This is a genomic window from Bradyrhizobium cenepequi (genome assembly GCF_020329485.1).
In the GTDB taxonomy this organism is placed as follows: Bacteria; Pseudomonadota; Alphaproteobacteria; order Rhizobiales; family Xanthobacteraceae; genus Bradyrhizobium; species Bradyrhizobium cenepequi.
This window is the reverse complement of sequence record NZ_JAGKJI010000034.1, coordinates 24,324-50,271: the sequence shown is the minus strand read 5'-3', so window position 1 is coordinate 50,271 and position 25,948 is coordinate 24,324. Positions and strand designations below refer to the sequence as shown.

The 25,948-nt window shown below is 63.0% G+C and carries 25 protein-coding genes; 12 read left to right on the top strand and 13 right to left on the bottom strand.

Going from position 1 to position 25,948, the window contains the following annotated elements; all coding sequences use genetic code 11:
• The first annotated feature begins 49 nt into the window (after positions 1–49).
• From J6497_RS28280 to J6497_RS28270, 3 genes are all read left to right on the top strand, one after another.
• Positions 50–1,096: a glycosyltransferase family 2 protein gene (locus J6497_RS28280; RefSeq protein ID WP_225707552.1), complete on the top strand. Its 1,047-nt coding sequence runs from the start codon at positions 50–52 to the stop codon at positions 1,094–1,096.
• Positions 1,093–1,947: a ChbG/HpnK family deacetylase gene (locus tag J6497_RS28275; RefSeq protein WP_225707551.1), complete on the top strand. Its 855-nt coding sequence runs from the start codon at positions 1,093–1,095 to the stop codon at positions 1,945–1,947. Before J6497_RS28280 ends, J6497_RS28275 begins: the two co-directional genes overlap by 4 nt.
• 208 nt (positions 1,948–2,155) lie before the next feature.
• Positions 2,156–2,962, top strand: coding sequence for a DUF2076 domain-containing protein (locus tag J6497_RS28270; RefSeq protein ID WP_225707550.1), 807 nt, complete (start codon positions 2,156–2,158; stop codon positions 2,960–2,962).
• A gap of 68 nt (positions 2,963–3,030) precedes the next feature.
• On the opposite strand, the gene J6497_RS28265 is transcribed toward J6497_RS28270, so the two are convergent.
• Positions 3,031–3,831 carry a L,D-transpeptidase gene (locus tag J6497_RS28265; RefSeq protein ID WP_225707549.1) on the bottom strand — a complete coding sequence of 267 codons (801 nt, stop codon included), beginning with the start codon at positions 3,829–3,831 and terminating at the stop codon, positions 3,031–3,033.
• Positions 3,832–4,137: 306 nt separating this feature from the next.
• On the opposite strand from J6497_RS28265, the gene J6497_RS28260 reads away from it, so the two are divergent.
• On the top strand, positions 4,138–4,926 hold the full coding sequence (locus J6497_RS28260; protein ID WP_225707548.1) for a protein phosphatase CheZ: 789 nt from the start codon (positions 4,138–4,140) through the stop codon (positions 4,924–4,926).
• A gap of 240 nt (positions 4,927–5,166) precedes the next feature.
• On the opposite strand, the gene J6497_RS28255 is transcribed toward J6497_RS28260, so the two are convergent.
• Positions 5,167–5,682 (bottom strand): hypothetical protein, encoded by a 516-nt coding sequence (locus J6497_RS28255; RefSeq protein ID WP_225707547.1) that lies wholly within the window; start codon positions 5,680–5,682, stop codon positions 5,167–5,169.
• Between the two features lie 333 nt (positions 5,683–6,015).
• Between J6497_RS28255 and J6497_RS28250 the strand changes: the two genes are divergently transcribed.
• From J6497_RS28250 to J6497_RS28240, 3 genes are all read left to right on the top strand, one after another.
• On the top strand, positions 6,016–6,312 hold the full coding sequence (locus J6497_RS28250; RefSeq protein ID WP_225707546.1) for a co-chaperone GroES: 297 nt from the start codon (positions 6,016–6,018) through the stop codon (positions 6,310–6,312).
• A 159-nt stretch (positions 6,313–6,471) separates the two neighbouring features.
• Positions 6,472–8,109 carry a chaperonin GroEL gene (gene groL, locus J6497_RS28245; protein WP_225707545.1) on the top strand — a complete coding sequence of 546 codons (1,638 nt, stop codon included), beginning with the start codon at positions 6,472–6,474 and terminating at the stop codon, positions 8,107–8,109.
• A 241-nt stretch (positions 8,110–8,350) separates the two neighbouring features.
• Positions 8,351–9,550 (top strand): hypothetical protein, encoded by a 1,200-nt coding sequence (locus tag J6497_RS28240; RefSeq protein WP_225707544.1) that lies wholly within the window; start codon positions 8,351–8,353, stop codon positions 9,548–9,550.
• A gap of 118 nt (positions 9,551–9,668) precedes the next feature.
• On the opposite strand, the gene J6497_RS28235 is transcribed toward J6497_RS28240, so the two are convergent.
• Both J6497_RS28235 and J6497_RS28230 read right to left on the bottom strand, forming a co-directional pair.
• Positions 9,669–10,079 carry an META domain-containing protein gene (locus J6497_RS28235; protein WP_225707543.1) on the bottom strand — a complete coding sequence of 137 codons (411 nt, stop codon included), beginning with the start codon at positions 10,077–10,079 and terminating at the stop codon, positions 9,669–9,671.
• Between the two features lie 164 nt (positions 10,080–10,243).
• Complete coding sequence (locus tag J6497_RS28230; protein ID WP_225707542.1) at positions 10,244–11,908, bottom strand: L-lactate permease; 1,665 nt, start codon at positions 11,906–11,908, stop codon at positions 10,244–10,246.
• A gap of 300 nt (positions 11,909–12,208) precedes the next feature.
• Between J6497_RS28230 and J6497_RS28225 the strand changes: the two genes are divergently transcribed.
• Complete coding sequence (locus J6497_RS28225; protein ID WP_225707541.1) at positions 12,209–13,954, top strand: ABC transporter ATP-binding protein/permease; 1,746 nt, start codon at positions 12,209–12,211, stop codon at positions 13,952–13,954.
• Positions 13,955–14,054: 100 nt separating this feature from the next.
• On the opposite strand, the gene J6497_RS28220 is transcribed toward J6497_RS28225, so the two are convergent.
• The 4 genes from J6497_RS28220 to J6497_RS28205 all read right to left on the bottom strand — a co-directional run bounded on the left by J6497_RS28220 (position 14,055) and on the right by J6497_RS28205 (position 18,599).
• Positions 14,055–15,065 carry a TorF family putative porin gene (locus tag J6497_RS28220; RefSeq protein WP_225707540.1) on the bottom strand — a complete coding sequence of 337 codons (1,011 nt, stop codon included), beginning with the start codon at positions 15,063–15,065 and terminating at the stop codon, positions 14,055–14,057.
• 398 nt (positions 15,066–15,463) lie between these two features.
• Positions 15,464–15,838 carry a histone gene (locus J6497_RS28215; protein ID WP_225707539.1) on the bottom strand — a complete coding sequence of 125 codons (375 nt, stop codon included), beginning with the start codon at positions 15,836–15,838 and terminating at the stop codon, positions 15,464–15,466.
• Between the two features lie 212 nt (positions 15,839–16,050).
• On the bottom strand, positions 16,051–17,364 hold the full coding sequence (gene glcF / locus J6497_RS28210) for a glycolate oxidase subunit GlcF (RefSeq protein ID WP_225707538.1): 1,314 nt from the start codon (positions 17,362–17,364) through the stop codon (positions 16,051–16,053).
• The gene (locus J6497_RS28205) at positions 17,361–18,599 is read right to left on the bottom strand and encodes an FAD-binding protein (RefSeq protein ID WP_225707537.1); all 1,239 of its coding nucleotides are present in this window, start codon (positions 18,597–18,599) and stop codon (positions 17,361–17,363) included. The genes glcF and J6497_RS28205 overlap by 4 nt, the downstream gene beginning before the upstream one ends.
• A gap of 279 nt (positions 18,600–18,878) precedes the next feature.
• On the opposite strand from J6497_RS28205, the gene J6497_RS28200 reads away from it, so the two are divergent.
• Positions 18,879–19,214, top strand: a complete 336-nt coding sequence (locus tag J6497_RS28200) for a putative quinol monooxygenase (protein WP_225707536.1) — start codon at positions 18,879–18,881, stop codon at positions 19,212–19,214.
• A gap of 197 nt (positions 19,215–19,411) precedes the next feature.
• Here J6497_RS28200 and J6497_RS28195 read toward each other — a convergent pair whose 3' ends face one another.
• Positions 19,412–20,905 carry an FAD-linked oxidase C-terminal domain-containing protein gene (locus tag J6497_RS28195; protein WP_225707535.1) on the bottom strand — a complete coding sequence of 498 codons (1,494 nt, stop codon included), beginning with the start codon at positions 20,903–20,905 and terminating at the stop codon, positions 19,412–19,414.
• Positions 20,906–21,131: 226 nt separating this feature from the next.
• On the opposite strand from J6497_RS28195, the gene cycA reads away from it, so the two are divergent.
• Positions 21,132–21,527, top strand: a complete 396-nt coding sequence (cycA, locus tag J6497_RS28190; RefSeq protein ID WP_225707534.1) for a cytochrome c-550 CycA — start codon at positions 21,132–21,134, stop codon at positions 21,525–21,527.
• Between the two features lie 586 nt (positions 21,528–22,113).
• Here the strand turns inward: cycA and J6497_RS28180 are convergent.
• Positions 22,114–23,097 carry an alpha/beta fold hydrolase gene (locus J6497_RS28180; RefSeq protein WP_225707532.1) on the bottom strand — a complete coding sequence of 328 codons (984 nt, stop codon included), beginning with the start codon at positions 23,095–23,097 and terminating at the stop codon, positions 22,114–22,116.
• A gap of 260 nt (positions 23,098–23,357) precedes the next feature.
• On the opposite strand from J6497_RS28180, the gene J6497_RS28175 reads away from it, so the two are divergent.
• Positions 23,358–23,537, top strand: coding sequence for a hypothetical protein (locus tag J6497_RS28175; protein WP_225707531.1), 180 nt, complete (start codon positions 23,358–23,360; stop codon positions 23,535–23,537).
• 35 nt (positions 23,538–23,572) lie between these two features.
• Here the strand turns inward: J6497_RS28175 and J6497_RS28170 are convergent, their stop codons facing one another.
• The 3 genes from J6497_RS28170 to ykgO all read right to left on the bottom strand — a co-directional run bounded on the left by J6497_RS28170 (position 23,573) and on the right by ykgO (position 24,805).
• A complete protein-coding gene (locus tag J6497_RS28170) occupies positions 23,573–23,821 on the bottom strand; it encodes a hypothetical protein (RefSeq protein ID WP_225707530.1) in 249 nt (82 codons plus the stop codon).
• Between the two features lie 99 nt (positions 23,822–23,920).
• On the bottom strand, positions 23,921–24,580 hold the full coding sequence (locus J6497_RS28165) for a tetratricopeptide repeat protein (RefSeq protein ID WP_225707529.1): 660 nt from the start codon (positions 24,578–24,580) through the stop codon (positions 23,921–23,923).
• Positions 24,581–24,679: 99 nt separating this feature from the next.
• Positions 24,680–24,805 (bottom strand): type B 50S ribosomal protein L36, encoded by a 126-nt coding sequence (gene ykgO / locus J6497_RS28160; protein ID WP_002718645.1) that lies wholly within the window; start codon positions 24,803–24,805, stop codon positions 24,680–24,682.
• A 253-nt stretch (positions 24,806–25,058) separates the two neighbouring features.
• Between ykgO and J6497_RS28155 the strand changes: the two genes are divergently transcribed.
• Complete coding sequence (locus J6497_RS28155; RefSeq protein ID WP_225707528.1) at positions 25,059–25,943, top strand: amidohydrolase family protein; 885 nt, start codon at positions 25,059–25,061, stop codon at positions 25,941–25,943.
• The last annotated feature ends 5 nt before the right edge of the window (positions 25,944–25,948 follow it).

Genomic DNA, 25,948 nt, shown 5'->3' with positions numbered 1-25,948 from the left:
ACAGCCGGCGGGCGGTATCATATATCTTGGAGAACCTGGAACCTGATCGATGACGCTGGGCTCTGACGTTTCCGGCCTGACCACCACTGCGGCGAATGCCGCGGCACAGGGCCTGTCGATCGTCGTTCCCGTTTACAACGAGGCTGCAGGGCTGGCGCTGCTGCACGAGCGATTGATCGCCCTCGCGCGGACGCTGAAGGATCGCTACGGGCTCGCTTGCGAGGTCGTCTATGTCGACGACGGCAGCAAGGACAACACGCTTTCGATCGCGCGTTCGCTTGTCCCTGACACGCTGGATGTCCAGGTGGTGTCGCTGTCGCGCAATTTCGGCAAGGAGGCGGCGCTCATGGCCGGCCTCGATCATGCCCGGCGCGGCGCCGTGCTGTTCATGGACGGCGACGGCCAGCATCCGCCGACGCTGGTCGAGAAACTGGTCTCGCACTGGGTCGAGGACGGCTACGATGTCGTCTATACCGCGAAGGCGCATCGCGACAACGAGCCGTTCCTGCGCCGGCTTGCGGTGCACGGCTTCTACGCGCTCATCAACTGGGGCGCACGGCAGAAGATCCCCGAAGATGCCGGTGACTTCCGCCTGCTGTCGCCGCGTGCGGTGGCGGCGCTGCGGCAACTGCCCGAGCGCAACCGCTTCTTCAAGGGGTTGGCAAGCTGGATCGGCTTCCGCCAGATCAGGGTCGACTACGAGCCGGCGCCGCGCTCGCATGGCGTCACCACCTTCAGCGCGACACGGCTGATTGGCCTGTCGATCGAAGGATTGACATCGTTCTCAGTGGCGCCGCTGCGCTTCGCGAGCCTGCTCGGCGTGCTGCTGGCGACTGCGGCGTTCATTTTCGGGCTGTCGATCCTGTGGGAGGTCTTCACGACAGGCAAGCAGGTGCCGGGCTATCCCTCGCTAGTGATCGGGTTGATGACGATCGGCGGCGTGCAGCTCATCATGATCGGCATCGTCGGCGAGTATATCGGCAAGATCCTGTCGGAGCTGAAGGCGCGGCCGATCTATTTCGTCGCCGAGCATAGCGAGAAGCGCGCCGGTCCCGATGCTGCTGCCGCAGGCAGCGAACGGACCGCGGCCGAATGAATGACGCCGCGCAGCCGCGCCGGATCTGGCTCTGTGCCGACGATTACGGATTGAGCGAGGGAGTCAACCGCGCCATTCGCGATCTGATCGCGCGCGGCCGTCTCAACGCGACCTCGGTGATGGTGGTGGGCGCGGCAATCGGCCGCGACGAAGTGGCGGCGCTAAAGAGCGTTGTCGCCGACAGCCCGCGCTGCGCGGTCGGGCTGCATGCGACGCTAAGCGCGCCATTCCGTCCGCTGACCATGCATTTCCGGCCTGTCAATGGCGGGCTGTTCCTGCCGTTCCCGAAAATGTTGCGCGCTGGCCTCCTCCGGCGACTCGATCGCGAGATGATCCATGCCGAGCTGGTCGAGCAGCTTGCAACCTTCAAGGACATGTTCGGCCGCGCGCCTGACTTTGTCGATGGCCATCAGCACGTGCAATTATTTCCGCAGGTGCGCGACGCCTTCTTGCGCGCGGTGAAGGAAGCCGCACCCGAAGCCTGGGTGCGCCAGGGCGGACGCAACCAGCCTCTCTCGCAGCGCATGCGCGCGCCGAAGGCGCTGGTGCTCGATGCGCTAAGCGCGCAGTTCAGGAAGCGAGCACGACGGGCCGGCATTCCCTTCAACCCCGCTTTCGCCGGCGCCTATGATTTTTCGAGATCGCCCGAGTTCGGTCCCCTGATGCGACAATTTCTCGAAGGACTGCCGGACGGCGGACTCGTGATGTGCCATCCCGGCTTCGTCGACGAGACGCTCAACGAGCTCGATCCGCTAACGACACAGCGCGAGAACGAACATGCCTTTCTCGTCAGCGAGCATTTCCCGCAATTGCTTGCGGCGAACAATGTTACACTCGCCTGGAATCACTAGAGCATGATCCGGAAAAGTGGATACCGGTTTTCCCTCGCGACAAACGCGAAGCGTTTGCGCGGAGATCATGCTCAGACAAGAAGGCTGAAAGATATCCGTTGGTCGTTTTGTCGCATACGGAAATTTAATTCGCTGCCCCACTCCTTGCGCCACAAAGGCGGCCCTACATGTTCCGCGCTTCGATTCAATCGACGCGATGGAGAAGGCCATGACCCCGCAAGAACGCCAATTGATCGACGATCTCTTCGACCGGCTCGCCAAGCTGGAGAACGCTCCGCGTGATCCCGAGGCCCTGGCCGCCATCTCGGAAGGGCTGCGCAAGGCACCCAACGCCGCCTATGCGCTGGTGCAGACGGCGCTGGTGCAGGACGAGGCGCTGAAGCGCGCCAATGACCACATCCAGCAACTGGAAGCTGAGCTCGGCGGCGGACAGCAGCAGGGCGAAACCGGCGGCTTCCTCGATTCGATGCGCGATGCGATCTTCGGCCAGAACCAGAATCAATCGCGCGGCTCGGTTCCGCCAGTACGCCCGCCGGAGGGTGGCGGCCGTCCGGTCTGGAATAGCGGCCAGGCGATGCAGCAGCCGCAGGGTCCTGGACCGTATGGCCAGCCACCTTTCGGCCAGCAGCCCTATGGCGCGCCGCAGGCGGGCCCGTTCGGCGGTGGCGGCGGCTCGTTCCTCGGCACCGCGGCGGCGGCCGCTGCCGGCGTGGTCGGTGGCTCGCTGCTGATGAACAGCATCCGCGGTCTGATGGGCGGTGGCGGTCACCAGGCCTTTGCCGATTCCGGCAGTTCCGGCGACAGCAAGCCGTGGGGCAATGATCAGTCTGGCGGCGATCTTGCGCGCGATGCCGGCGTCAACGACATCGGCTCTGGCGGACGCGATAATGACTCGCGCTCAGGCTTCTTCGACCAGGCGTCAAACAACAACAACGAGGACCATGGCTACGGTCCCGACCATGACGACGACGGGTTCGATGACGGCGGCGACGACGGCGGCAGCGATTACGCGTAAGCGCTGCACGAATTGAAAAACAGAACGGCCGCTCGAGTGAGCGGCCGTTTCTCGTTGTCGCAACGTCTCTAGATCACGACCACCCTGGTGCCGACATTGACGCGGCCGTAGAGGTCGATGACGTCCTCGTTGCGCATGCGGATGCAGCCGGAGGAAACGTTGGTGCCGATGGTCCAGGGCTCGTTCGAGCCGTGGATGCGATAGAGCGAGGAGCCGAGATACATCGCGCGCGCGCCGAGCGGATTTTCCGGACCGCCCACCATGTGCCTGGGCAAATCGGGGCGACGCGCCAGCATTTCCGGCGGCGGTGTCCAGTCCGGCCATTCGCGCTTGGCGGAGATCGTCTTCACGCCAGACCAGGTGAAGCCGGGGCGGCCGACGCCGATGCCGTAGCGCAGGGCCTTGCCGTCGGCCTGCACGAGATAAAGGAATTTGTTCGGCGTATCGACGACGATCGTGCCCGGACCTTCCTTGCCGTCATAATCGACGAGCTGCTTCTCATATTTCGGATCGAAGCGCCGCTGAGCGGGATCGGCCGCCTCCTCCTGCCGCATCATCGGCTGTTGCGGATCCATCGGCGGCAGCATCATGCGCTGTCCGCCATAATAACCGGGCTGCTGCTGATACATCGGCTGCTGCTCGTAGGATGGCGGATAACCCTGACCGGGTCCGTCACCGAACAGGAATTCGATGAAGCCGCCGCCGAGGTTGGAAGCGGTACGCACCGGCCGGGGCGAGGGTGGCGCGGGCTGTCTCGCGTAGATCACGGTCGGCTCGGCGAGCGGCGCGGCATCAATCGCAAAGGCCTGGTGCGGAGCGGCAAGCTGGAAGGACGCGCCGGCAATAAGCGCAAAGAATATCTTCTTCATCGACGTACTCTGTACTGTTTCGTCAATCGTCAACTGCACTCGGCGTGAGGTGCCGTGGCATGCAGCCAATCAAAATCAAAACCGCATCGGTTTGGTAAACGTATCGAGCGTTTGGATTCACCACGCCGGCAATCGAGCGCGGATTTCAGAATTAGCGTTTATTTTGCTTGAATGCAGGGCGCACATGGTTAATCACCGGTATGCGGCGCGCATGCGAAACGCACGCGGCAAAACATTCCCACGTGAACTCCATATTAAATCGCGTCTGCGTAGAACAGTGCGAGTGAAGGGGGCGGGAATAGTCTCATGTCAGTTAGTCGCAAGCGTTTTCGTGTTGAACAAGCCATTATGGGCGACATGCCGATGCCGGCACCGGTTACGGTGGAAGGCGGCGAAATCGGTCCAATGCATCGGGAGATCATGGCGGAGCTTCGTTCCATCCGCGCGCAGATGGCGCTCGGCGTCCATGCCCAGCGTCCAGTCGCAACTGAAGCCACCGAGGCGGCGGTGGCCCGCGAGGTCGCGGAAGCGCATGCGCTGCTCGACACCTATCGCGCGCAGATCGAGCAATGTGAGAAGCTGAAGGTCGAGCTCGACCTGATCCACGACGCCATCAACCGCACCAAACGCGAGATCGCGGTGCTGCACGGCAAGAGCTTTGACGGCCAGGAGATGGCCAAGGTGAACGGCGAGCTCGGGGCCGTCGTCGGCGGCACCGAACAGGCGACCCAGCAGATCCTCGAGGCGACCGAAGCGATCGATCAGGCCGCCACCGCGCTGACCAAGGTCGCCTCGCCCGAACAGCAGAAGATGCTCGCCGAAGATATCCAGGAGCGCGTGGTCTCGATCTTCGAGGCCTGCAACTTCCAGGACCTCACCGGCCAGCGCATCAGCAAAGTGATGACCACGATGAAGTTCATCGAGCAGCACATCAATGCGATGATGGAGATCTGGGGTGGTGTCGACGCCATCAAGGCGCACGCGCCGCCGATCATCGACAGCCGCGAGGGCGACGCCCGCCTGCTCAACGGCCCGAAGCTTGATGGCGATGTAGGCCACGCCTCGCAGGACGACATCGACGCGATGTTCGACTGAACTCGCGGATCAAGGGACACAGCAAAACGCCGGGATCACTGCCGGCGTTTTATTTTTGTACGCTCCGGCAAATGCCCTTCCCTTCTCCCCTTGTGGGAGAAGGTAGCGCGAAGCGCCGGATGAGGGGTTGCCTCCACGGGCGACAGTGCTCGGGCAGAGAACCCCTCACCCAAGTGAAGTCTGACGCTAGCAGCGGAGCGGCCCTCTCCCACAAGGGGAGAGGGCGCAGCAATTGGCGCCTCACGCCCGTGGCGCGCAGCGGACGTAGACCATGTTGCCGTAGCGAACGCCGGCGTCCTTGTCGACGAAGCGGGTGATCATGACGCGGCCGTCGAACGAGACGATCTCGCGATCCTGCTCGCCGCCGGCCGGACCGGGCGGGCCGATATAGTTCTTGCCGCTCGGAGAGCCCTTCAGACGCAGTTCCTGCGGGGTCGCCTGGTCGGCCAGATGCATGACCACGCCGCCGGCTTGGCCGGCGCCGATCACGTAAGGCTGCTTGCACTGGTCGCGCGCCATCTTTTCCGTGCGGGCGCGATCCGAGGGATTCTGGTAGGAGGCCAGGCCCCAGCGGCCGACGATCTCGTCGGAACGGATGGTGGCGGGCATTTCCGGCGCCACCCCCGGCTCGGGCGCGGGCTCCGGGTTGGATGACAAGGATGGCAGGTTGACGCTGCTGCACGCGCCCAACAGAAGCGTCAGCGCCGAGACGGTCGCAAATTTCGCAACCGCGCGCGCGTCACCTGATCCGATCATCCGTATTCCCCCGAAATATCCTTGGGCCGCACCCGTCCTGCAGCCAAGCGTAAAACGTAAGGCAGAGCAATGACGTCGAAACGATGACGTGAGAACTCCAACCCGGGTTCTGATTTGGTTTGGTTGCAGCATCCTATATTGGCCTCACCAAGGCCTTAACCACTTTGCTTGACAGGAAAGGCGCCAAGCCATATTCCCCGCCCCACAAATTAGCACTCTGGCGCGACGATTGCTAAGGCGCTGGATATCCTGCCCGCGAGCCATCGACCGGCCGGCATTCAATCCCGGCCTCGATGAATGAGACCTGAAACCGAGCCTCCAAGAGGGAATGTCATGGCTAAAACCAAATTCCGCCCGCTGCATGACCGTGTCGTGGTCAAGCGCATCGAAGCCGAAGAGAAGTCCAAGGGCGGCATTATCATCCCCGACACCGCCAAGGAAAAGCCCTCGCAGGGCGAAGTCACCGCCGTCGGGCCGGGGGGCCGCGACGAGACCGGCAAGCTGATCCCGATCGATGTCAAGGTCGGCGACCGCGTGCTGTTCGGCAAATGGTCGGGCACCGAGGTCAAGCTCGACGGTGAGGAACTCCTGATCATGAAGGAGTCCGACATCATGGGCGTGCTGGTTTAAGCCGCAAGCTCAAGCGAAGCAGCCGCGCTCTCCGCTCTCATGCCCGGACTTGATCCGGGCATCCATCATTCTTCAGTAAGGATGGATTGCCGGGTCAAGCCCGGCAATGACGCCCGGAAAGCGCGGCCCATCTGCCCTCAATCATTCCAGGAGCAAGATATGGCTGCCAAAGACGTTAAATTTTCCGGAGAAGCCCGCGAGCGTATGCTGCGCGGCGTCGATGTCCTTGCCAATGCGGTGAAGGTCACGCTCGGCCCGAAGGGCCGCAACGTCGTCATCGAGAAGAGTTTCGGCGCCCCACGCATCACCAAGGACGGCGTCACCGTCGCCAAGGAGATCGAGCTCGAGGACAAGTTCGAGAACATGGGCGCGCAGATGCTGCGCGAGGTCGCCTCCAAGACCAACGACACCGCGGGCGACGGCACCACCACCGCGACCGTGCTGGCGCAGGCGATCGTGCGCGAGGGTGGCAAGGCGGTTGCCGCCGGCATGAACCCGATGGACCTGAAGCGCGGCATCGACATCGCCGTCGCCGCCGTGGTCAAGGACCTTGAGAAGCGCGCCAAGCCGGTCGCCGCCTCCTCCGAGGTCGCCCAGGTCGGCACCATCTCGGCCAACGGCGACACCGCAATCGGCAAGATGATCGCCCAGGCCATGCAGAAGGTCGGCAATGAGGGCGTGATCACGGTCGAGGAGAACAAGTCCCTGGTGACCGAGGTCGACATCGTCGAAGGCATGAAGTTCGACCGTGGCTACCTGTCGCCCTACTTCATCACCAATGCCGAGAAGATGACCGCCGAGCTCGAGGACGCCTACATCCTCCTGCATGAGAAGAAGCTGTCCGGCCTGCAGGCGATGCTGCCGGTGCTGGAAGCGGTGGTGCAGTCCGGCCGCCCGCTCCTGATCATCGCGGAGGATGTCGAAGGCGAGGCGCTGGCGACGCTGGTGGTCAACCGCCTGCGCGGCGGGTTGAAGGTCGCCGCCGTCAAGGCGCCGGGCTTCGGCGACCGCCGCAAGGCGATGCTGGAGGACATTGCGGTCCTGACCGGTGGCCAGCTGATCTCCGAAGAGCTTGGCATCAAGCTCGAGAACGTCACCATCAAGATGCTCGGCCGCGCCCGCAAGGTCGTGATCGACAAGGAGAACACCACGATCGTCAGCGGCGCCGGCAAGAAGGCCGACATCGACGCCCGCGTCACGCAGATCAAGGCGCAGATCGAGGAGACCACTTCCGACTACGACCGCGAGAAGCTGCAGGAGCGACTGGCCAAGCTTGCCGGCGGCGTCGCGGTGATCCGCGTCGGCGGCGCGACCGAGGTCGAGGTCAAGGAGAAGAAGGACCGCGTCGAGGACGCGCTGAACGCGACCCGTGCCGCGGTGCAGGAAGGCATCGTGCCCGGCGGCGGCGTGGCGCTGCTGCGCGCCAAGAAGGCGGTCGGCCGTCTCTCCAACGACAATTCCGACGTCCAGGCCGGCATCAACATCGTGCTGAAGGCCCTCGAAGCCCCCGTGCGCCAGATCTCGGAAAACGCCGGTGTCGAAGGCTCGATCGTGGTCGGCAAGATCCTCGGGAACAAGTCGGAGACCTTCGGCTTCGACGCCCAGACCGAGGAATATGTCGATCTGGTCGAGAAGGGCATCATCGACCCCGCCAAGGTCGTGCGCACCGCGCTGCAGGACGCCTCCTCGGTAGCGGGCCTCTTGGTGACGACGGAAGCCATGGTCGCCGAACTGCCGAAGGAGCCGGCGCCGGCCATGCCGCCCGGAGGCGGCGGCATGGGTGGCATGGGCTTCTGAGCCCAATGGGTTTCTGAATCTGCGCCAACCCGCAAATATCAGACGCGAAGGCCGCCTCCGGGCGGCCTTCTTTTTTGGCCAATAGGATCGAGGTTTGCCGGAGCGTTTTCGAGCGAAGTGGACACCGGTTCGCGTGAAGAAAACGCGTCAAAACAACAATCTAGAGCCTCGGTTCTGATTCAATCAGAACCGAATATGCTCTAGTTACGACGTCGCTGATTCTGTCGCCGAGGAAGTTCCTATGCGCGCGCTCCTGCTCTGCCTGTTCGGCCTCATCACGGCCTCGTCGGATCTCGCTTTTGCCCAGATGAAGCTGCCGTCCAAGACGGCGCCGGGCGCGACCGAAACGCGCTATTTCACCTCGATCGACGGCCTCATGGAGGGCAATGCCGACGCGGTGCTGAAGGAAACCCGTCAGGGCAAGAACGTCACCGCGGCGGTGCTCGACGTCTGCTATCCCATGGAAAAAGGTTCCGACCGCAAGGATCGCTTCGTCGTCAATCTCGCCGTCAACGGCCAGAACCTCAGCGGCACGACGCAAAGCCTGAACGACAAATCGCCCGTCACGGTGAAGCTCGTGCGCAAGCCGACCGGCGACAGTTTCGAATTCCGCGGCCAGATCACGATCGGCCAGGCGGTGACGGAAGTGGCCTCCTCCGACAATACCGACCTTTCGGAGCGGGAATTTCAGGAAACGCAGACCACTGATGACGGTATCACGCCGGCACCGAAGGATTTTACCGAAGTCTCTCCCGAATCCGTCGGCGTGCGCGTCAAGCTCGACGCGGCGCTGGAGTTCCTGAAGGGCCTCAAGGGGCAGGTCGTCGAGGTTGGTCTCTCGAGCCTCAGCGTCAACTGCGACGCGCTGCGCGCCGGCGAGCAGACCATCAACCTGACCGTCGATCCGGAACAGGCATCGGCCTTCGTCGCCAAGGCCAAGGCGACACCAGGCGTGGTCGCGGCCGGCTGGACCACGGGCAGCGTCGAGATGGACCGCACGATCCACTTCGCCGCCGCCGACTGGCTCACCGGCGACAAGATCAACAAGGACAAGATCGCATCAGTGATATCCGGCGTATTGAGCAAGACGCTGGCGGCAAAGCCGTCGGAGGCGTCATGGAACGCCAATACCGGCAAGTTGAAACTGACCTTCAAACGGCCGAGCCAGATCTATCCTGCGCTTGGCCTCACCGAGACCATCGAGATGTCGGCGCTGGTATCCACGGACAAGCCCGGCACGTCGGACAAACTCATGCTGTGGGTTTCGAGCCCGGTGGTCAGCACCGCCGATGAAGGCTCAGGCCCGAAGCTGAACCTCTCGGAAGACTCCGTCGGCGACGAGGAAGGCGGCGAGCCGCCCGACGACAACGGCTCGATCGAGGCGCTGGCGAAGGAATTCAAGGCCCAGCGCTGGGACGCCGACAAATCGGCGTGGAAGTAAGGCAACGCACGCAGCACTGTAGCCCGGGTGGAGCGCAGCGTAATCTGTGACCGCTCGTAGACGTTGACGCAGACATCCCAGGTTGCGCTGCGCTCCACCCGGGCTACGAAGTCACCCGCTAGTTCGTGTTGAGGCGGAAGCGCAGGGCCTTTGAGCCTATGAGCGTGATGGCATCGCCCTGGCGACGCCAGGTGGCGACGTCGGATAGCGCCGCAAGCAGGTCGTCGTCGGCTTGCGCCCGCTCAGGCGGGCAGTTGCGCATCTCCATTGCGCCGGGAACGAAGATGATGGTGTTGCCGGCGACCGAGAACTGGCCCTTGCCGCCCTTGCACCAGAGCTCGAGCACCACCTCGCCATTGTCGCCGATGTCGAGCGAGGGGATGCGCTTGGAGCCAGGCATCCGCGCGGCATCGAGCGTCATTTCGAAGCCAAAGGGGAATTCTTCATCAGCGCATGCAGGACCAGCCACGACTGCGGTCGCGAGCAGCGCGAAGACAAAGGCACCTCTCCTGCAAATCCGTGAGACCATGACTCCTCTCGCAAATCCCCAAGCTGCACCGACGCGCTTTTACTGGACACCGATGACGTTGGCGAGATCGGCCGACAGCGGCACAGCGCTTGAAACGCAGATCCCCGCGAAACCAGGTGATTTCGCGGAGATCTGGAGGGAGAGGGAGAAGTCCGCGTGTGGCGCTACTTCAGCACCATCTCGGTGAACGGATAGACATAGGCCTGCAGCGTCACGAAGATGCCGACGAGGCAGGCGAGCACGATCGAGTGCCAGAACACGTAGCGCAGGATCGAGCCTTCATGGCCGTACCAGTTGGTCGCGGTCGAGGCGACCACGATCGATTGCGCGTCGATCATCTTGCCCATGACGCCGCCGGACGAGTTGGCGGCGGCCATCAGGATCGGTGACAGGCCCAATTGCTCCGAGGTGATCCTCTGCAGATTGCCGAACAGCACGTTGGAGGCAGTGTCCGATCCGGTCAGCGCCACGCCCAACCAGCCGAGCAGCGTGCCGAAGAAGGGATAGAGCACACCGGTTGCGGCGAACGCCAGGCCGAGCGTGGCGTCAACGCCGGAGAGCCGCGTCAGCGTGCCGATCGCGAGCATCGCCGAGATCGTGATCAGCGAGATCGCGCACAGGCGGATGGTGCGGCCATATTCGGTGATCAGCCGCAGCGGCGAGAAGCCCATCAACAGGCCCGAGATGATCGCGGCGATCAGCATGCCCGTGCCGGTGAAGGACAGCCAGGTGAAACCGAACACCGCGCCTTCCGGCGTCGGCTTGGCGGCGACCGGCGGCATCTTGTTGATGAGCTTGTCGAGCTCGGGCACCGGATAGTTCCAGACGAAATTGGCATTGGCCCAGGTCTTGAACGCACCGTTGCCCCAGATCAGCATCAGGATGCAGACGATGATCCACGGCAGAAGCGCGCTCCACAATTCGCTTTGCGTCAGCGGCGTCTTGTCCAGCGCCTTCGGCGCCGCCATGGTGGCGGCCGATTCATCGTGGCCGCGCAGCGCCGGCGACAACCATAGTTGCCGCGGCTGCCAAACGCGCAGGAACAGGATCAGGCAGCCCATCGAGATCAGAGAGGCGCCGATGTCGACGATCCACGGATTGATGAAGTTCGAGATCACGAATTGCGGGACTGCGAAGGAGACGCCGGTGACCAGGACCGCCGGCCAGACATCCTTCATGCCCCGCCAGCCGGCAAACGCCCACACCACCCAGAACGGTACGATCAGCGAGAACAGCGGCAATTGCCGCCCGACCATCGCGCCAAGCACGTAAGGATCAAGCCCGGTGACCGATGCAAGGCCAAGGATCGGCGTGCCCAGCGCGCCATAGGCAACCGGCGCGGTATTGGCGATCAGTGACAGGCCGGAAGCCGCAAGCGGCGAAAAGCCGAGGCCGATCAGGACTGCGCCTGTAATCGCAACCGGCGTGCCGAAGCCGGAGGCGCCTTCGAAGAACGCGCCGAAGGCGAACGCGATCAGCAGCAGCTGCAAGCGCCGGTCCTCGGTGACGCCACCGATCGCGCGCTTCAACAGCTCGAATTTCCCGGTCGCCACCGTGATCTGATAGAGGAAGATGACGTTCAGCACGATCCAGCCGATCGGGAAGAAGCCGGTCACCACGCCGAGCAGCGTGGCGCGGATCGACATGTTCGCAGGCATGGTGAAGATGAAGATCGTGATCAGGTTGGTCACGATCACCGCGATGATGGCGGCGACATGCGCCTTCACCCGTCCGCTGGCGATCAGGACCAGCAGCGTGACCACGGGAACGGCGGCCGCGACGGTCGACAGCGCGGCGTTGCCCAGCGGGTTGTAGATTTGGTTCCACATTTTTCTTGTTCCTCCCCAAGCTTCCCGCCGGCGATTTGGCGTCGGCATGGTCCCGGCGCACCGGGCGGTCAACGATCACGTCGTGCGGAACAGGCCAGTGCGACTCGGCGAACGCCGAAACGCTCACAACCTCGCGAAATCAGAAAGTCCCCCGCCCCGCGTCGCGCCGGCATGCTAGGGTTGACTCTCATGCTGCGACAAGTGGACGCTGACCACGGAACCTACGACTTTAGTCTGACGGTTCCCTGATTGTCCCGTTTTTTCAAGCCTTTGCAGGCGATCCCCCGGAGACGGTAATCTGTGAACAACATTCGTTCGACGCTCGCGACGGTGTGGCGCATTGCGGCGCCCTATTTCAACTCCGAAGACAAATGGGCCGGCCGCGGCCTGCTTGCCGCGGTCGTCGCGATCGAGCTGGCGCTGGTCGGCAACGACGTGCTGCTGAACCAGTGGCGCAATCGTTTCTACAACGCACTGCAGGACCACAACTGGGACGCCTTCGTCCGCGAGCTCATCATATTCTGCGTGCTCGCCGCGATCCTCACTGTGCTGTCGATCTATCAGCTCTATCTCAACCAGTGGCTCCAGATCCGCTGGCGCCGCTGGATGACGAGCAAATATCTCGGCGAATGGCTGCACGATGCGAACCACTACCGCATGCAGCTTCAGGGCGACGCGGCCGACAACCCCGATCAGCGCATCAGCGACGACGTCAAGATGTTCGTCAGTCAGACGCTGGGGCTCGGCATCGGACTGTTGAGCTCGATCGTGACACTGGCGTCCTTCGTCGTGATCCTCTGGGGCCTGTCGGCGGCGGCGCCGTTGCATCTGTTCGGCAGCGATGTGTCATTCCCCGGCTATCTGGTGTGGGGCGCGCTGGTCTATGCGATCTTTGGCACGGCCTTGACGCAATGGATCGGCTCGCCGCTGGTGCGGCTCGATTTCGATCAGCAGCGGCTGGAAGCCGATTTCCGCTTTAACCTGGTGCGGGTTCGCGAGAACTCCGAACAGATCGCGCTGCTCAAGGGCGACCGCGCCGAACGCGAGCAGCTATCGACACGCTTCGGCCACGTGGTCTCCAACTGGTACGGCATCATGAGCCGGACCAAGCGGCTGACCGCGTTCACGCAGAGCTACTCGCAGACTGCGGTGGTGTTTCCCGTCATCCTGTCCGCGCCGGCCTATTTCGCCAACAAGATCCAGCTCGGAACCGTGATGCAGATCCTTGAGGCATTCGGCAAGGTGCAGGATGCGTTGTCGTTCTTCATATCGGTCTATCGCACCATGGCGGAATGGCGCGCGGTGGTCGCCCGTCTTGACGGCTTCGAGCGATCGATTGGGGAGGCGGAACGACTCGCCACCGATCCTGGCACGGTCAAAGCGGCGCCGGCGGCAAGCGAAGCGATCGCCCTGCAACAGCTTCTCGTGAAACTGCCCAATGGAGCGCCGCTGGTCTCGGCGACCGGGCTCAAGCTTTGTCCCGGCGAACGCACGCTGGTCACCGGGCCTTCCGGCGCGGGCAAGTCGACACTGTTCCGGGCGGTCGCCGGCATCTGGCCGTTCGGCAGCGGCTCCATCGTCATTCCCGAGCACGCCTCGCTGATGATGCTGCCTCAAAAGCCCTATTTCCCGATCGGCTCGCTGCACGCGGCGATCGTCTATCCCGCCGAAGCCGAAAAGTTCAGCGCCGATCGGATCAAGGAAGTGCTCGCCCAGATCGGCCTGCCACAGCTTGCTTCGCGGCTCGAGGAAGAGGGACACTGGAACAGGGTGCTGTCGCTCGGCGAGCAGCAGCGTCTGGGGCTCGCGCGTGCGCTCCTGCATGCGCCCGACTACCTCTTCCTCGACGAGGCGACCGCCTCGCTCGACGAGCCCTCGGAGGCCGCGCTCTATCGTCTGCTGATGGAGGAATTGCCGGCCACCACGATCGTCTCGATCGGCCATCGCTCGACGCTGCAGGAATTCCATCAGCGCAACATTGCGCTGGTCCGCAACGGCGACCGGTTTGCGTTGCGCGATGCCGCCAAGGTCGCCGCGCCGTCATAGGCGTTGACGCCGGCAAGCACGGGCACGAACGGTCGAGGCCACCGCAAATGAAAGGGGACGGCGGATCACTCCGCCGCCCCGCGATCCACATGCGTGGAACTTACTTCAGGTTCGAGATCGCGCTCAGGTCAGCCGAGAGCTTGGCGATACCGGCCGCACCACACCAGTTGGAGCCGAAGCCACCGGGGTTGATCGGCGTGAAGCTGCCGTCGAACTTGGAGGTGTGGTCGCTGGTGAAGGCGTTGCAATCACCCTTCGACATGTCGGTGTCGGAGTAGCGCAGATCCAGCGTGAACACGCTGTAGGTGAAACCGACGCCGATATTCCAAGTATTGTAGCTGGGCTCCTGGATACCGTTCGCGTACAGAGGATCGCCGGCAATCCCGTAGAAGACGTCAGACTTCCCAAGCCACTGACGACCAAACTCGCCGGACACGTACATGCCGATGCCGCTCGAGCCGAAGGTGCTGCTGGGCGCGATCCACTTGGCGGTGATCGAGGCGTAGTTGCCCCAGGCGCCGAGGTTCAGGAAGTTCGGCGAGTAGTATTCGTTGAAGCCAACCGTCCACTGGTCGTTGATGGCGATGTTGAGCTTGGCATAGCCTTCATAGAAGCTGGCGTTCTTCTTTGCGAAGTTGCCGTTGATCGGCAGGCCGAGCGCGCCCTGCGAATAGTCGATGTCGTTGCCGCAATTTCCCTGCAGCAGGGTGTACTGCGAACCGAAGCACTGTCCGCCCGGATAAAGGTAACCCCAGACACCGAAATCGAAGGCGAAGATGCCGAAAGTCGGGCGGATACCGCCGTAGATGTCGATCTCGGCCGCGGCACGGTTTGCAAAGGAAATGCTCTCGCCGGCTGCGCCGATATAGAGCTGGAGGTCCTTGGTGACGTTATAGCGCGGCTCGAAATAGGCGGAGACCGAAGGCTTGTGGTTGGACTGGGTGATGCCGCGGAACACGTAGTCGCTCATCAGCGCAGCGCCGAAAGCGAAATCCCAGGGCGCAAACGGGGGTGGCGGCGGGGCCTTGACGGCCTTAACAGCCATGTCGGCGGCCATTGCCGAGCTCGAGAACATTGCCAGCGCCGTTGCTAACAAAGCCAGTTTCTTCATGAAGGATCCCCACGCTTTCAAAAAACAGTCCAGCTCTTCCGGCCCCCCGGGGCGAGCGATCACCGACTGCGACCAAAATCCACAGGCAATCTGGAACGCGATGCCCAGTCTGTTGAAGCAAAAAAGACGGGCATGTGCCGACTTTTTAGGCGTTCCGGGTCTTTTGAAAGAGGTTGTTGACGGGTGTTGCAATCTCACAACAACTTTACCGACTTCCGTGCCTCGTGGAGTGCATCCGCACCTCTCAAACGCGGCCGACTGAGTCTCTCCTGCAACGGTCCGCGCCCACGCACCGGCGAATCAAGCCATTCGCGTCGCGCGACACTCCATGCGCCGAAAAACGAAAGAGCCGCAGCGACGGAGGCTGCGGCTCTCGCGTGAGGATTTACCCGCTTGCGTCAGGACGGACTGGAGGAGTCCTCCGAGCCTTCCGTCTTCTCCGAAGGACTGGGGCTTGGGGTTGCCCAGCTCGGACCGAGCTCGGGCTCCGGCGTGGGAGCGGGGGCGGCGGCCGGGGCCGGCTTGGGAGCTGCAGCCTTCTTCGCCACGCTCTTCTTGGCGGCCTTCTTCGGCGCTGCCTTCTTGGCAGCTTTTTTCGCGACCTTCTTTGCTGACTTCTTCGCGGATTTCTTTGCGGTCTTCTTGGCAGCCTTCTTGGCAGATTTCTTCGCCGTCTTCTTGGCGACCTTCTTCGCAGACTTCTTCTTGGCCGCTACCGCCTTCTTCACCTTCTTGGCCTTTTTCCCCTTCTTACCCTTCTTCGCTTTAGCCATCGTGATCCTCCTGTTGCCGCTGATTCAGTCTGTCGAGCGCTTCGAATAGTCCGCTTGCCCGGATCGGGATCGTGCTTCTTCGAAGCACCCCCCGCCCGTCCTTTGTCGCGCATGGCCTCCGCGCAAACGCGTGCGCCTGTCGTGGAGAAAACCGCTACCCGCGTCGCCCCAGAACGGCCCCCGGGTCCGGTTCGTGCTCGATAGGCAATCGATCAATTCACCCCTGGCCGAGGACCTCCTGTCGCCCAATCGAGAAGCTCAATCGTGTGCACCACAGGAACTGACGTACCGCCGGCAATCTGAACCATGCAGCCAATATTGCCCGCAGCAATCATGTCCGGCTTGATTGTCGCGAGGTTGGCAAGCTTCCGATCGCGCAACCTCATCGCAATGTCGGGCTGGAGAATGTTGTAGGTCCCCGCCGAACCGCAACACAAATGGCTCTCCGGCACATCTTTCACCACGAATCCATTCTTGGAAAGCAATTCTTTCGGAAGGCCTGTGATTTTCTGCCCGTGCTGCAGCGAACAAGCGGAGTGATAGGCGATAGTGACCTCGTCTTCGAGGCGCGGCGGATCGAGTTCGACGCCGGCAAGATATTCGGTGATGTCCTTTGCCAGCGCGGAGACCTTCGCGGCGGGAGCAGCGAATTCCCGGTCCTCGCGCAGCATGAAACCATAGTCCTTGATCACGGTGCCACAGCCTGACGTAGTCACCAGGATGGCGTCGAGACCGCGCTGTTCCGCCTCCTTCCGCCATGCCGTGACGTTGGCGCGGGCGCGGGCGAGCGCATCGCCATCCTGCCCGAGGTGATGGGTCAACGCGCCGCAGCATTGCTCGTCCTTGACCAGCACCACCTCGATGCCGTGGCGGGTCAGCACATTGATGGCGGCCTTGTTGATGCGCGGGGCAAGCACCTGCTGCGCGCAGCCCTGCAATAGCGCCACCCGTCCCCGCCGTGTCCCAACCGCGGGGAACACGCTTCCCCCCGGCGGACCCGCTGGCGGGAGGCGGGATGGTGCCAGCGCCAGCATCGCCTTGATGCGGCGGAGCAGGCTTGGGGTGGCGTCGGCCCCGGGCGTCGGCAACAGCGCCGCGAACGGCCGGGCGAACCGGGCCAGCGCCATGCTGGTGCGGAAGGCGCCGGCTCGCGGCAGCACGAAGCCAAGCACGGAGCGCAGCAGCCGCTCAGTGAGCGGCCTCCGATAGTCGCTCTCGATCCTGACCCGTGCCTGGTCGACGAGGTGCATGTAGTGCACACCGGACGGACAGGTGGTCATGCAAGCGAGACATGACAGGCAGCGGTCGATATGCTTGACCACCTCCGCAGTCGGCGGCTTGTCCTTCTCCAGCATTTCCTTGATCAGGTAGATGCGGCCGCGCGGGCTGTCGAGCTCGTCGCCGAGCAGCACATAGGTTGGACAGGTCGCAGTGCAGAAGCCGCAATGGACGCAGGCGCGCAGGATCTTGTCGGCTTCGGCAATATCAGGGTTGGCGAGTTGAGCGAGCGAGAATTCGGTCTTCATGATGCAGTCCCCCGCGTCAGCCGGCCGCGGTTGAGGATGTTCTTGGGGTCAAAGCTCTGGCGGACGCGCTCGCTGAGATCGGCGAGCCCGCGCGGCTGCGGATGGAACACGTCCACGGCACGCCGCACCTCCTCGGAGGCGCGGATCAGGGTGGCGTGGCCGCCGGCGGCCTCGACGCGGCCCCGAACCTGCGCGCGCTGCGCGTCCGCCTTGGGCGGCACCGCTACCCAGATCAGCCCGCCGCCCCAATCGTAGATCACGTCGCCGCCGGTCTCCCGCGCCACGGCCTGGCCCAGCGCGCCGCCGGAAGCTGGCGGACAGACGATCCGCCACACCGGCCAGGCGCCGAGCGCACCGTTCGCCGCGAATGGCGTGACGTCACGCAGCGCGCTCCAGATCGACAGGGAGACGGCATCCTCGATGGTCTCAACCGCTCCATATGGGGCGAGCGCCTTGGCGAGACTGGCGGCGCGGTGCGCGGCGGATGCCGCAATCCCCTCGAGCCGCAGCAGCGTGACGGCCTGCTCCGGCGCCCCCAGAGGAGCAAGCGCAGCGTCGGTCGGCCGCAACGCCGAATTGGGCAGATGTGCCGCACCGGAGACATCGAAGGGCGAGCCGAGCGCCGCAGTCATCGCACGGTTGGCGGCGACGTCGTCGAGACCGCGCAGGATAAGCGTGCGTTCGGCCTCCGGCTTCGGCATCACCTTCAGCGTCACCTCCGTCATCACGGCGAGCGTGCCCCACGAACCGCTGAGCAATTTGCAGAGATCGTAGCCGGTGACGTTCTTCACCACCTTGCCGCCCGTCTTGAAGCTGTCGCCGAAGCCGGAGACGGCATGGGCGCCGAGCAGGTGGTCGCGGACGCCGCCGGATTTGATCCGGCGCGACCCGGCGAGCCCTACCCCGATCATACCGCCGATGGTGCCGCTCCCCTTCGTGCCGAGCAGCACCGAGGTATCGACCGGTTCGAAGGCGAATTGCTGGTTCCTGGCATCGATCAGCGACTGCACGTCGGCAAGCGGGGCGCCGGCCTCAACGGTGATGATCAGTTCGTTCGGCTCATAGGAGACGACCGCGTTCAGCGCGGAGAGATCGACCACCGCGTTGGTCGCCATCGGATGGCCGATTTCTCGCCTGGAACCATGGCCGATGATCTCGAGCGGCTGCTCGGCGGCGATCGCCGCCCGTACCGCCTGCTCGACATCAGCCGCATCTCGTACCTTCCGGATATCCACGCCTACCGCCTTGCCTTTCCACCGCAGCCGCTGCTGTTCTCCGCTATCCCTTCTATAGGCATCGATGCCGGACACAAGGGCACCGTGGCGGGGAGATAGAGGTCTCGCGATCGCTCCCTGCGATCCGTTCGGGTCGCATTTCTGGCGTCTCCATCCGACGAGACACTTCGTCCTACATCGAAGCGATTTCGTACATCATTCGTCCGATATCGAATTATCGTCGGCAGGTGCGGATGTAGGAAGCAGCTTCCACTCGACCTATCAAAGGAGCAAATGGCCATGGGTCAATATGCAATCGACAAGACCGTGAAAGAAGCCGTCGGCGGCGGCGGCCTGCTGGTGGTCGCGCAATGGGAGGCGAAGGAAGGCCAAGCCGACCGGATCGCAGATATCCTGTCGCGCTTCCTGCCCGAGGCGCAGCGCGAGCCTGGCGCAAAGCTGTTCCTGATCTCGCGCGCCAAGGACAATCCGGCGCAGTTCCTGTTCTACGAACTGTTCCGCGACGAAGCCGCCTTCAAGGCGCATCAGGAGAGCGCGCATTTCAAGACCTACATCGCCGGCGAAGCGCTGCCGCTGCTGGCAAAACGCGAACGCACGCAATACGCGTTGCTGTGATTGCCGATCGTCGCGTGTCGCGGTGCCAATTGTTGCGCCCTCTCCCCTTGTGGGAGAGGGCAGTTCCGCTGCCTGCAACGAACTCGCTTGGGTGAGGGGTCTCTCTCCACGAGCACTATCGCCCGCGGAGGCAACCCCTCATCGGGCGCTTCGCGCCACCTTCTCAAACCAAGGGGAGCGGGGAAGAACGCGCTCGGCTAGAACCGCGGAATATCCGAAAACGCGAGCTTGCCGCCATGCACGTGGACGCGGCCGAGTTCGGCGCAGCGGTGCAGGGTCGGAAACACCTTTCCGGGATTGAGCAGGCCTTGCGGATCGAAGGCGCATTTCAGGCGCTGCTGCTGGTTGAGATCGATCTCGGAAAACATTTCCGGCATCAAGTCGCGCTTCTCGATACCGACGCCGTGCTCGCCGGTAAGCACGCCGCCGAGCTCGACGCAGCAGCGCAGGATATCGGCGCCGAAGGCTTCCGCCCGCGCCATCTCGCCGGGCTTGTTGGCATCATAGAGAATGAGCGGATGGAGATTGCCGTCGCCGGCGTGAAACACGTTGGCGACGCCGAGCTGGTATTTTTCCGACAGCTCGCGGATGCGCGCCAAGGCCTTCGGCAGCGCGCCGCGTGGGATGGTGCCGTCCATGCAGAGATAATCGGGGGAGATCCGCCCGACCGCGGGGAAGGCCGCCTTGCGGCCGGCCCAGAACAGATTGCGTTCGGCCTCCGAACTGGAGATCTGGCAGCTGGTGGAGCCACAGCCTTGCGCGATTGTCTCGACCCGCCGGATCAACTCATCCACCTCGATGCTCGGACCATCGAGCTCGATGATCAAGAGCGCCTCGACGTCGAGCGGATAGCCGGCATGGACGAAGGCTTCGGCGGCGTGGATCGCCGGCTTGTCCATCATCTCCATGCCGCCCGGGATGATACCGGCGCCGATGATGCGCGCCACGCATTCGCCCGCGGCCTCGACCTCGGCGAAGCCGACCATCAGCGCGCGAGCCGTCTCCGGTTTCTGCAGGATGCGCACGGTAATTTCGGTGATGACGCCGAGCAGGCCCTCCGAGCCCGTGATGATGCCCATGATGTCGTAACCGGCGTTCTCCGCCGACTTGCCGCCGATGCGCAGGACCTCGCCGTTCATCAGCACGAACTCGCAGCCGAGCACGTTGTTCGTGGTCATGCCGTATTTCAGGCAATGCACGCCGCCGGAATTTTCCGCGACATTGCCGCCGATCGAGCAGGCGATCTGCGATGACGGATCGGGCGCGTAGTAGAAGCCGGCATGCGCCACCGCCTGGCTGATCGCGAGGTTGGTGACGCCGGGTTCGGTCACGACGACGCGGTTGTCGAAATCGATCTCGCGGATGCGCTTGAACTTGCCGAGGCCGAGCAGCACGCCGTCGGCGAGCGGCAGCGCGCCACCGGACAGCGACGTGCCGGAGCCGCGCGGCACCACCTTGATGCCCCGCGCGTGGCAATATTTCAGCACCTGTGAGACTTGCTCGGTGGTATCGGGCAGCACCACGACCATCGGCGGCTGGCGATAGGCGGTAAGGCCATCCGATTCGTAGGCCAGCATCTCGGCCGCACTGTCGATCACGCCCTCACCCGGCACGATCGCCCGCAATGCAGCAACGATTTCGCTGCGGCGACTGAGAACCGCCTGATCGGCAGCCGGCATCATGATGGCCATGCGGGTCCCTCCAAACCTTGCGATTTATCGATTTGTCCGGGAAAATCAAGCATTTCCGGGCTCAAATGGGAAGGCCGCGCGAAACCCGCTGCTCCTGCAGATCAAGTTCTCTCTCGGGCAAGCCTGCCTCCGCGAAGACTGTCAAAGTTTCGTCACTTGTCCAACCAAGGTGGGTTTGCCACAAGCAACCTGCCCACCTAATCAGGGAAGAAACAAAGAGCACCACATGAAAACATCGATCTTGAGCGCGCTGGCCGTCGTCACCTCAGTGTTCGTTGCGCCGGGCGCGCAGGCGCAGGATGTTGCCGCAGGCAAGACCTCGTTCAACAAGTGCCTCGCCTGCCATGCGATTGGCGAAGGCGCCAAGAACAAGGTCGGTCCCGAGCTCAACGGGCTCGACGGCCGCCACTCGGGTACCGCACCCGACTACAACTATTCGGACGCCAACAAGAAATCCGGCATCACCTGGAACAAGGAACAGTTCCTCGAATACATCAAGGACCCCAAGGCCAAGATTCCCGGCACCAAGATGGCGTTCGCCGGCATCAAGAACGAGACCGAAGCCAACAACCTCTGGGCCTACCTCGCGCAGTTCGACAAGGACGGGAAAATCAAGCAGTAGCAGCGGTCATCTTGCGTCGTAACGTCCCTTTGGCGGGGCGTTGCGACGCCGACGACCCGTGCTAAGGTAAATCTTGCTCCTGCAGCGGGCGACGACGAGCGTCGCGAATATGAAGTATCCACACCTCGTCACCCTCAAGCCGGTAGTAAACTTTGTACGCATAGCGGGGAACGGCTAGCTCGTACACGTCCGCAATTCGGTTCGCTGCCCGAGCCGCGGATACGTTTCGAGCACGTGAATCGTATTGAGAATGGCGCGCTGAACGTTGGTTGCGCCGTTTGGGCTTCGCTCTTCTAGGAAATCGTAGATAGCTTCGCGATCGTTGAACGCGCGCCGAGTGTATCGGACCTTCATAGACCCCGACGTTTCTCGGCGTTTCTCACCTCTTCGTCCGAAACGAAGTCGCCGCGCTTGGCTTGAGCAAGGCCTTCCGCAATAGCAGCGCGGGTATCGTCATCGAGAGAGACAATGGGTGTTGGCTCTCCGGCGAGAGAGAGCAGTGCGTTAGCAAGAGCGTCCTGATCTTGCACAGGGAGCCCTCGCATCCGCTCGATGGCACGTTCAAGTAACTTAGTCATAATTGGCATTATATCCGTCCATGACTCGATTGCCACTCTCCTCCGGCCGCGGCGATGCGCGATTTCCCGATCATCGCCTCGATCTCCGCGATCACCAGATCCGCGGCTGCGTTCTGGATCATGTGGCCGGTGCCCGGCAGCACGATCAGCCTGGCATGCCGCACCGCGGCGGCGAGCGGACGGGAGTGGATGTCGGTCGAGACCGTCCTGTCAGCGTCGCCGGTGATGATGGTGAGAGGCGCCTTGATCATGCCGTAGCGCGGCGCCTGCTCGGCAACCGCGGCCTTCAATGTCACCAGGTCGCGGGCATTGGCGATGAACTCGCGCGGCCGCAGCAACAGCGGTGTCGCTGTGTCCTTCACGAAGCCGTCCGGCATGGTCTGCGGCAGGAATACGCCGCGTGCGCCCGGCCCGGTGAGCAGCGTGCCGAGCGGCAGCGTGATGGTGTAGGCGAATAGCGGGCCGATCACAGGCGTAGCGATCAGCTCGTTGTACTTGCCGACGCCGCCCTTCCAGGGATAGGCGACCGGCGCGAGCAGCACGAGGCCGGCCATGCGGTCCGGATCATCGAGCGCCAACCGTAGGCCCAGCGCGCCGCTCCAGGAGTGCGCCACCACCACCGCCCGCTCGACGCCGAGCTTTGTCAGCGCCTCCGAGATCATCCGGCCCTGGGTCGCAGGCGTGGAATCGCTGGCCCGCGCGCGGGTGCTCCAGCCATGGCCGGGACGATCGATCAGAATCACCCGGTGGTCTCGGGCGAGGCGCTCGCCGAGCGGGCGGCGCATCACCTCGAGATTGGAGCTTGCACCATGCAACATCACGATCGGTGGCGAGGCCGCCCCGCGCGGGCCGATATCGACGACGTGCAGCGCGTCGCCTGTCACCTCGACCATCACGCCCTGCGCGGGAAAGGCCCGTTGCACCAGCACGATGCCCACCTGTGTGGCTGCGACCAGCAACGCCAGCGCCGCCACCGCGATCACAATCGCCATCGAGCAGGCCCGGATGATCTGTTGGAGGGGTAAACGGCGCCCGCCGACGGCACATCATCCGACGCTGCCGGTTTTCCACAGCGCGCCCATCCTGTGGATAGCGGGTTCATATCAGCGTCATCGCCTATTCCGTAACTTCTCGCCGGCATTCTGCCAAAACGCGCGGCTTGATCGAGATGGAACACGGCAAGCCTGTCCACAGAATCCACAGGAACAGGACGCCGCAGCAACAGTTCACAAGGAAATTCGGAGGAGTATCAATGAGTTCCGATCCGTGCGAAGCGGCTATCGACCAGATCGTCGCAAGCTGCAATGGTGACCTGCATGGCGCATTGAGGGCGTTGCTGTTGGTCAATGAGCAACTCGAGGCCGAGCTGCAGCAGCTTTATGCTGCGGCGGCGCGCGACGAATTCACCCGCGGCGGGAGGCTCCTGCACTGAGTTCAGCGGGTCAACCCCGCGCCGCCGAGTGGGCCCTACTTGGGATTGTCGGCCGGCGGTTGATCCTTTGGACATTGGCTGATGGTGGAGCGCGCGAGTTTGGCGTCGTCGACCGAGTTATAAGGGCCGTCGGCGAACCAGATGTTCCCGTCGACGATCGGGTTGCTGGTGACAATGTCGCAGGTGTCGGTGGCGTGGTTGCCCACCACCCAATATAGCCCGTCGGCAAGACCGACGGCCGTCGTCGCGACGATTACCGTGCCGGCCAACAACACCGCTTTCATGGCTTCGCTCCGAGCAGGTTCGAGTGGGAACCAAGCGCGTTAGCGGCAATTGTTCCGCACCGCAATCGGCTGCTCGAAGTCGTGGTTAATCCACCGGGACTAGATATCGCGGCCTTCGACTTTTTCGCTGAGCTGCTTTACCAATTCCGGCACCTTCTCCAGGTGCGGATTGATGGCAAGCGCCTTGCGGAACGCGTCAAGCGCGCGCTTGTCGTCGCCCAAGTCCTGCATGATCATGCCGAGGCCAGCCAGCGCGCCGAAATGGCGGGGTTCACGCGTGAGGACTTGTTGGAGGTCCTCCAGCGAATGCACATAGTCATTCTTCAAGTAGTAGATTGTCGCGCGCCGGTTCCAGCCTTCGATATAGTCGGGGCGCAACTTCACGACGGCATTGAGCAATTTCAGCGCGACATCAATGTTCTGGGCGTCCATCGCGGCCTTGGCGCGTACCATTAGAAGCATTGCGGTATCGCTCGGCGTCTGCAGCCACTGCGCCCAGATCCGCGCCTCCACATGCTTGGCGCTGGCATCATCGGGCGCGGCCTTCAGTGCGCCAAACAGGAAATCGAGTCCGCGCATCCGGTCGGCGCCCACGTTCGGCAATTTACTGGGCGCCTCGGGGAGCTTCTTCTGCTCCTTGGGCGGGGGGATGACCCGGGGATCGCCTTGGGCGAACGCAGTCGCCGGCGCCGCAATCACGATCGCGGCGAGCAGGAGCGCGAGCTGACGGTTTATCGGCCTCAGGAATCCCAATTCCATTGCCGCAGCTTAAACGCACAACGTCGCGCTGCAAAGCAGCGCGACGTCAAAGACGTGTGAAACGATGCGTTGGGGCGAACCGGGAACAGGGACCCGCGATCAGCCCTGGCGAGCCTTGAAGCGGCGCTGCACCTTGTTGATCACATAGACTCGGCCCTTGCGGCGGACCAGACGGTTGTTGCGATGGCGGCCGCGCAGCGATTTCAGCGAGTTACGGACCTTCATGGGACAATCCTGATGCGTTGAAAGGCCGTGCTCAAGCCCGAACCTAAAACCTGCCCAAATATGGCAAATGGGATTTGTCCCGAAAAAGGCCTTGCCGCCCGGGACACGCGCCTTCTAGGCGATCGGGGGCGTAAATGTCAATCTTAATAGGCCTTCCGCCCGTAGGGTTTCGGCCGCCTTGCGAAATTCGTTATGTAGTATAATCAATTTGGAAACCCGCGAAGAAGCCGGGAACCCCAAAGGAACCCCAAGAATGCCCAAGCTCAAGCTGCCCGACATCGACAATGTCGTCGCGATCGACATCCACACCCATGCTGAGGAGCCCTGCGGCATGCATGGCGACGACGGCTATGACGACTTCCAGGCGCAGATGGCGGAGTATTTCAAGTCACCGCACAAACATCCGCCGACGGTGCCGGAGACCGCCGCCTATTACCGGTCCAAGAACATCGCGGCCGTGATCTTCCCCGTTGATGCCGAGCGCGAGACCGGTTTCCGCCGCTACAACAATTACGAGGTGCTGGAAGTCGCATCCGAAAATCTCGACGTGCTGATCCCCTTCGTCAGCATCGATCCGCACAAGGGCAAGCTTGGCGTGCGCGAGGCACAGAAGCTGATCGAGGACTACGGTGTCCGCGGCTTCAAATTCCATCCGACCATGCAAGGATTCTATCCGAACGACCGCTTGGCCTATCCGCTCTATGAAGCGATCAATGACGGCGGCGCGATCGCGCTGTTCCACACCGGCCAGACCGGAGTCGGCAGCGGCATGCCCGGCGGCATGGGGATGCGGCTGAAATATTCCAACCCGATGTATATGGACGATGTCGCCGCCGACTTCCCCGACCTGAAGATCATCCTCGCGCACCCGTCCTTCCCTTGGCAGGAAGAGGCGCTCTCGGTCGCGACCCACAAACCGAACGTCTATATCGACCTCTCCGGCTGGTCGCCGAAATACTTTCCGCCGATCCTCGTGCGCTACATCAACTCGATCCTTCAGGACAAGATGCTGTTCGGCTCGGACTGGCCGGTGATCACGCCGGACCGCTGGCTTGCGGATTTCGCCAAGCTCGACATCCGCGAGGAGATTCGGCCAAAGGTCCTGAAGGCCAACGCGCGGAAGATTTTGGGTATATAAGCGAT

Bases quoted from the DNA above. Each gene is read 5' to 3' on its own strand.
- J6497_RS28280 (WP_225707552.1), top strand. From the start codon at position 50: ATGACGCTGGGCTCTGACGTTTCCGGCCTGACCACCACTGCGGCGAAT.
- J6497_RS28275 (WP_225707551.1), top strand. From the start codon at position 1,093: ATGAATGACGCCGCGCAGCCGCGCCGGATCTGGCTCTGTGCCGACGAT.
- J6497_RS28270 (WP_225707550.1), top strand. From the start codon at position 2,156: ATGACCCCGCAAGAACGCCAATTGATCGACGATCTCTTCGACCGGCTC.
- J6497_RS28265 (WP_225707549.1), bottom strand. From the start codon at position 3,831: ATGAAGAAGATATTCTTTGCGCTTATTGCCGGCGCGTCCTTCCAGCTT.
- J6497_RS28260 (WP_225707548.1), top strand. From the start codon at position 4,138: ATGTCAGTTAGTCGCAAGCGTTTTCGTGTTGAACAAGCCATTATGGGC.
- J6497_RS28255 (WP_225707547.1), bottom strand. From the start codon at position 5,682: ATGATCGGATCAGGTGACGCGCGCGCGGTTGCGAAATTTGCGACCGTC.
- J6497_RS28250 (WP_225707546.1), top strand. From the start codon at position 6,016: ATGGCTAAAACCAAATTCCGCCCGCTGCATGACCGTGTCGTGGTCAAG.
- groL (WP_225707545.1), top strand. From the start codon at position 6,472: ATGGCTGCCAAAGACGTTAAATTTTCCGGAGAAGCCCGCGAGCGTATG.
- J6497_RS28240 (WP_225707544.1), top strand. From the start codon at position 8,351: ATGCGCGCGCTCCTGCTCTGCCTGTTCGGCCTCATCACGGCCTCGTCG.
- J6497_RS28235 (WP_225707543.1), bottom strand. From the start codon at position 10,079: ATGGTCTCACGGATTTGCAGGAGAGGTGCCTTTGTCTTCGCGCTGCTC.
- J6497_RS28230 (WP_225707542.1), bottom strand. From the start codon at position 11,908: ATGTGGAACCAAATCTACAACCCGCTGGGCAACGCCGCGCTGTCGACC.
- J6497_RS28220 (WP_225707540.1), bottom strand. From the start codon at position 15,065: ATGAAGAAACTGGCTTTGTTAGCAACGGCGCTGGCAATGTTCTCGAGC.
- J6497_RS28215 (WP_225707539.1), bottom strand. From the start codon at position 15,838: ATGGCTAAAGCGAAGAAGGGTAAGAAGGGGAAAAAGGCCAAGAAGGTG.
- glcF (WP_225707538.1), bottom strand. From the start codon at position 17,364: ATGAAGACCGAATTCTCGCTCGCTCAACTCGCCAACCCTGATATTGCC.
- J6497_RS28200 (WP_225707536.1), top strand. From the start codon at position 18,879: ATGGGTCAATATGCAATCGACAAGACCGTGAAAGAAGCCGTCGGCGGC.
- J6497_RS28195 (WP_225707535.1), bottom strand. From the start codon at position 20,905: ATGGCCATCATGATGCCGGCTGCCGATCAGGCGGTTCTCAGTCGCCGC.
- cycA (WP_225707534.1), top strand. From the start codon at position 21,132: ATGAAAACATCGATCTTGAGCGCGCTGGCCGTCGTCACCTCAGTGTTC.
- J6497_RS28180 (WP_225707532.1), bottom strand. From the start codon at position 23,097: ATGGCGATTGTGATCGCGGTGGCGGCGCTGGCGTTGCTGGTCGCAGCC.
- J6497_RS28175 (WP_225707531.1), top strand. From the start codon at position 23,358: ATGAGTTCCGATCCGTGCGAAGCGGCTATCGACCAGATCGTCGCAAGC.
- J6497_RS28170 (WP_225707530.1), bottom strand. From the start codon at position 23,821: ATGAAAGCGGTGTTGTTGGCCGGCACGGTAATCGTCGCGACGACGGCC.
- J6497_RS28165 (WP_225707529.1), bottom strand. From the start codon at position 24,580: ATGGAATTGGGATTCCTGAGGCCGATAAACCGTCAGCTCGCGCTCCTG.
- ykgO (WP_002718645.1), bottom strand. From the start codon at position 24,805: ATGAAGGTCCGTAACTCGCTGAAATCGCTGCGCGGCCGCCATCGCAAC.
- J6497_RS28155 (WP_225707528.1), top strand. From the start codon at position 25,059: ATGCCCAAGCTCAAGCTGCCCGACATCGACAATGTCGTCGCGATCGAC.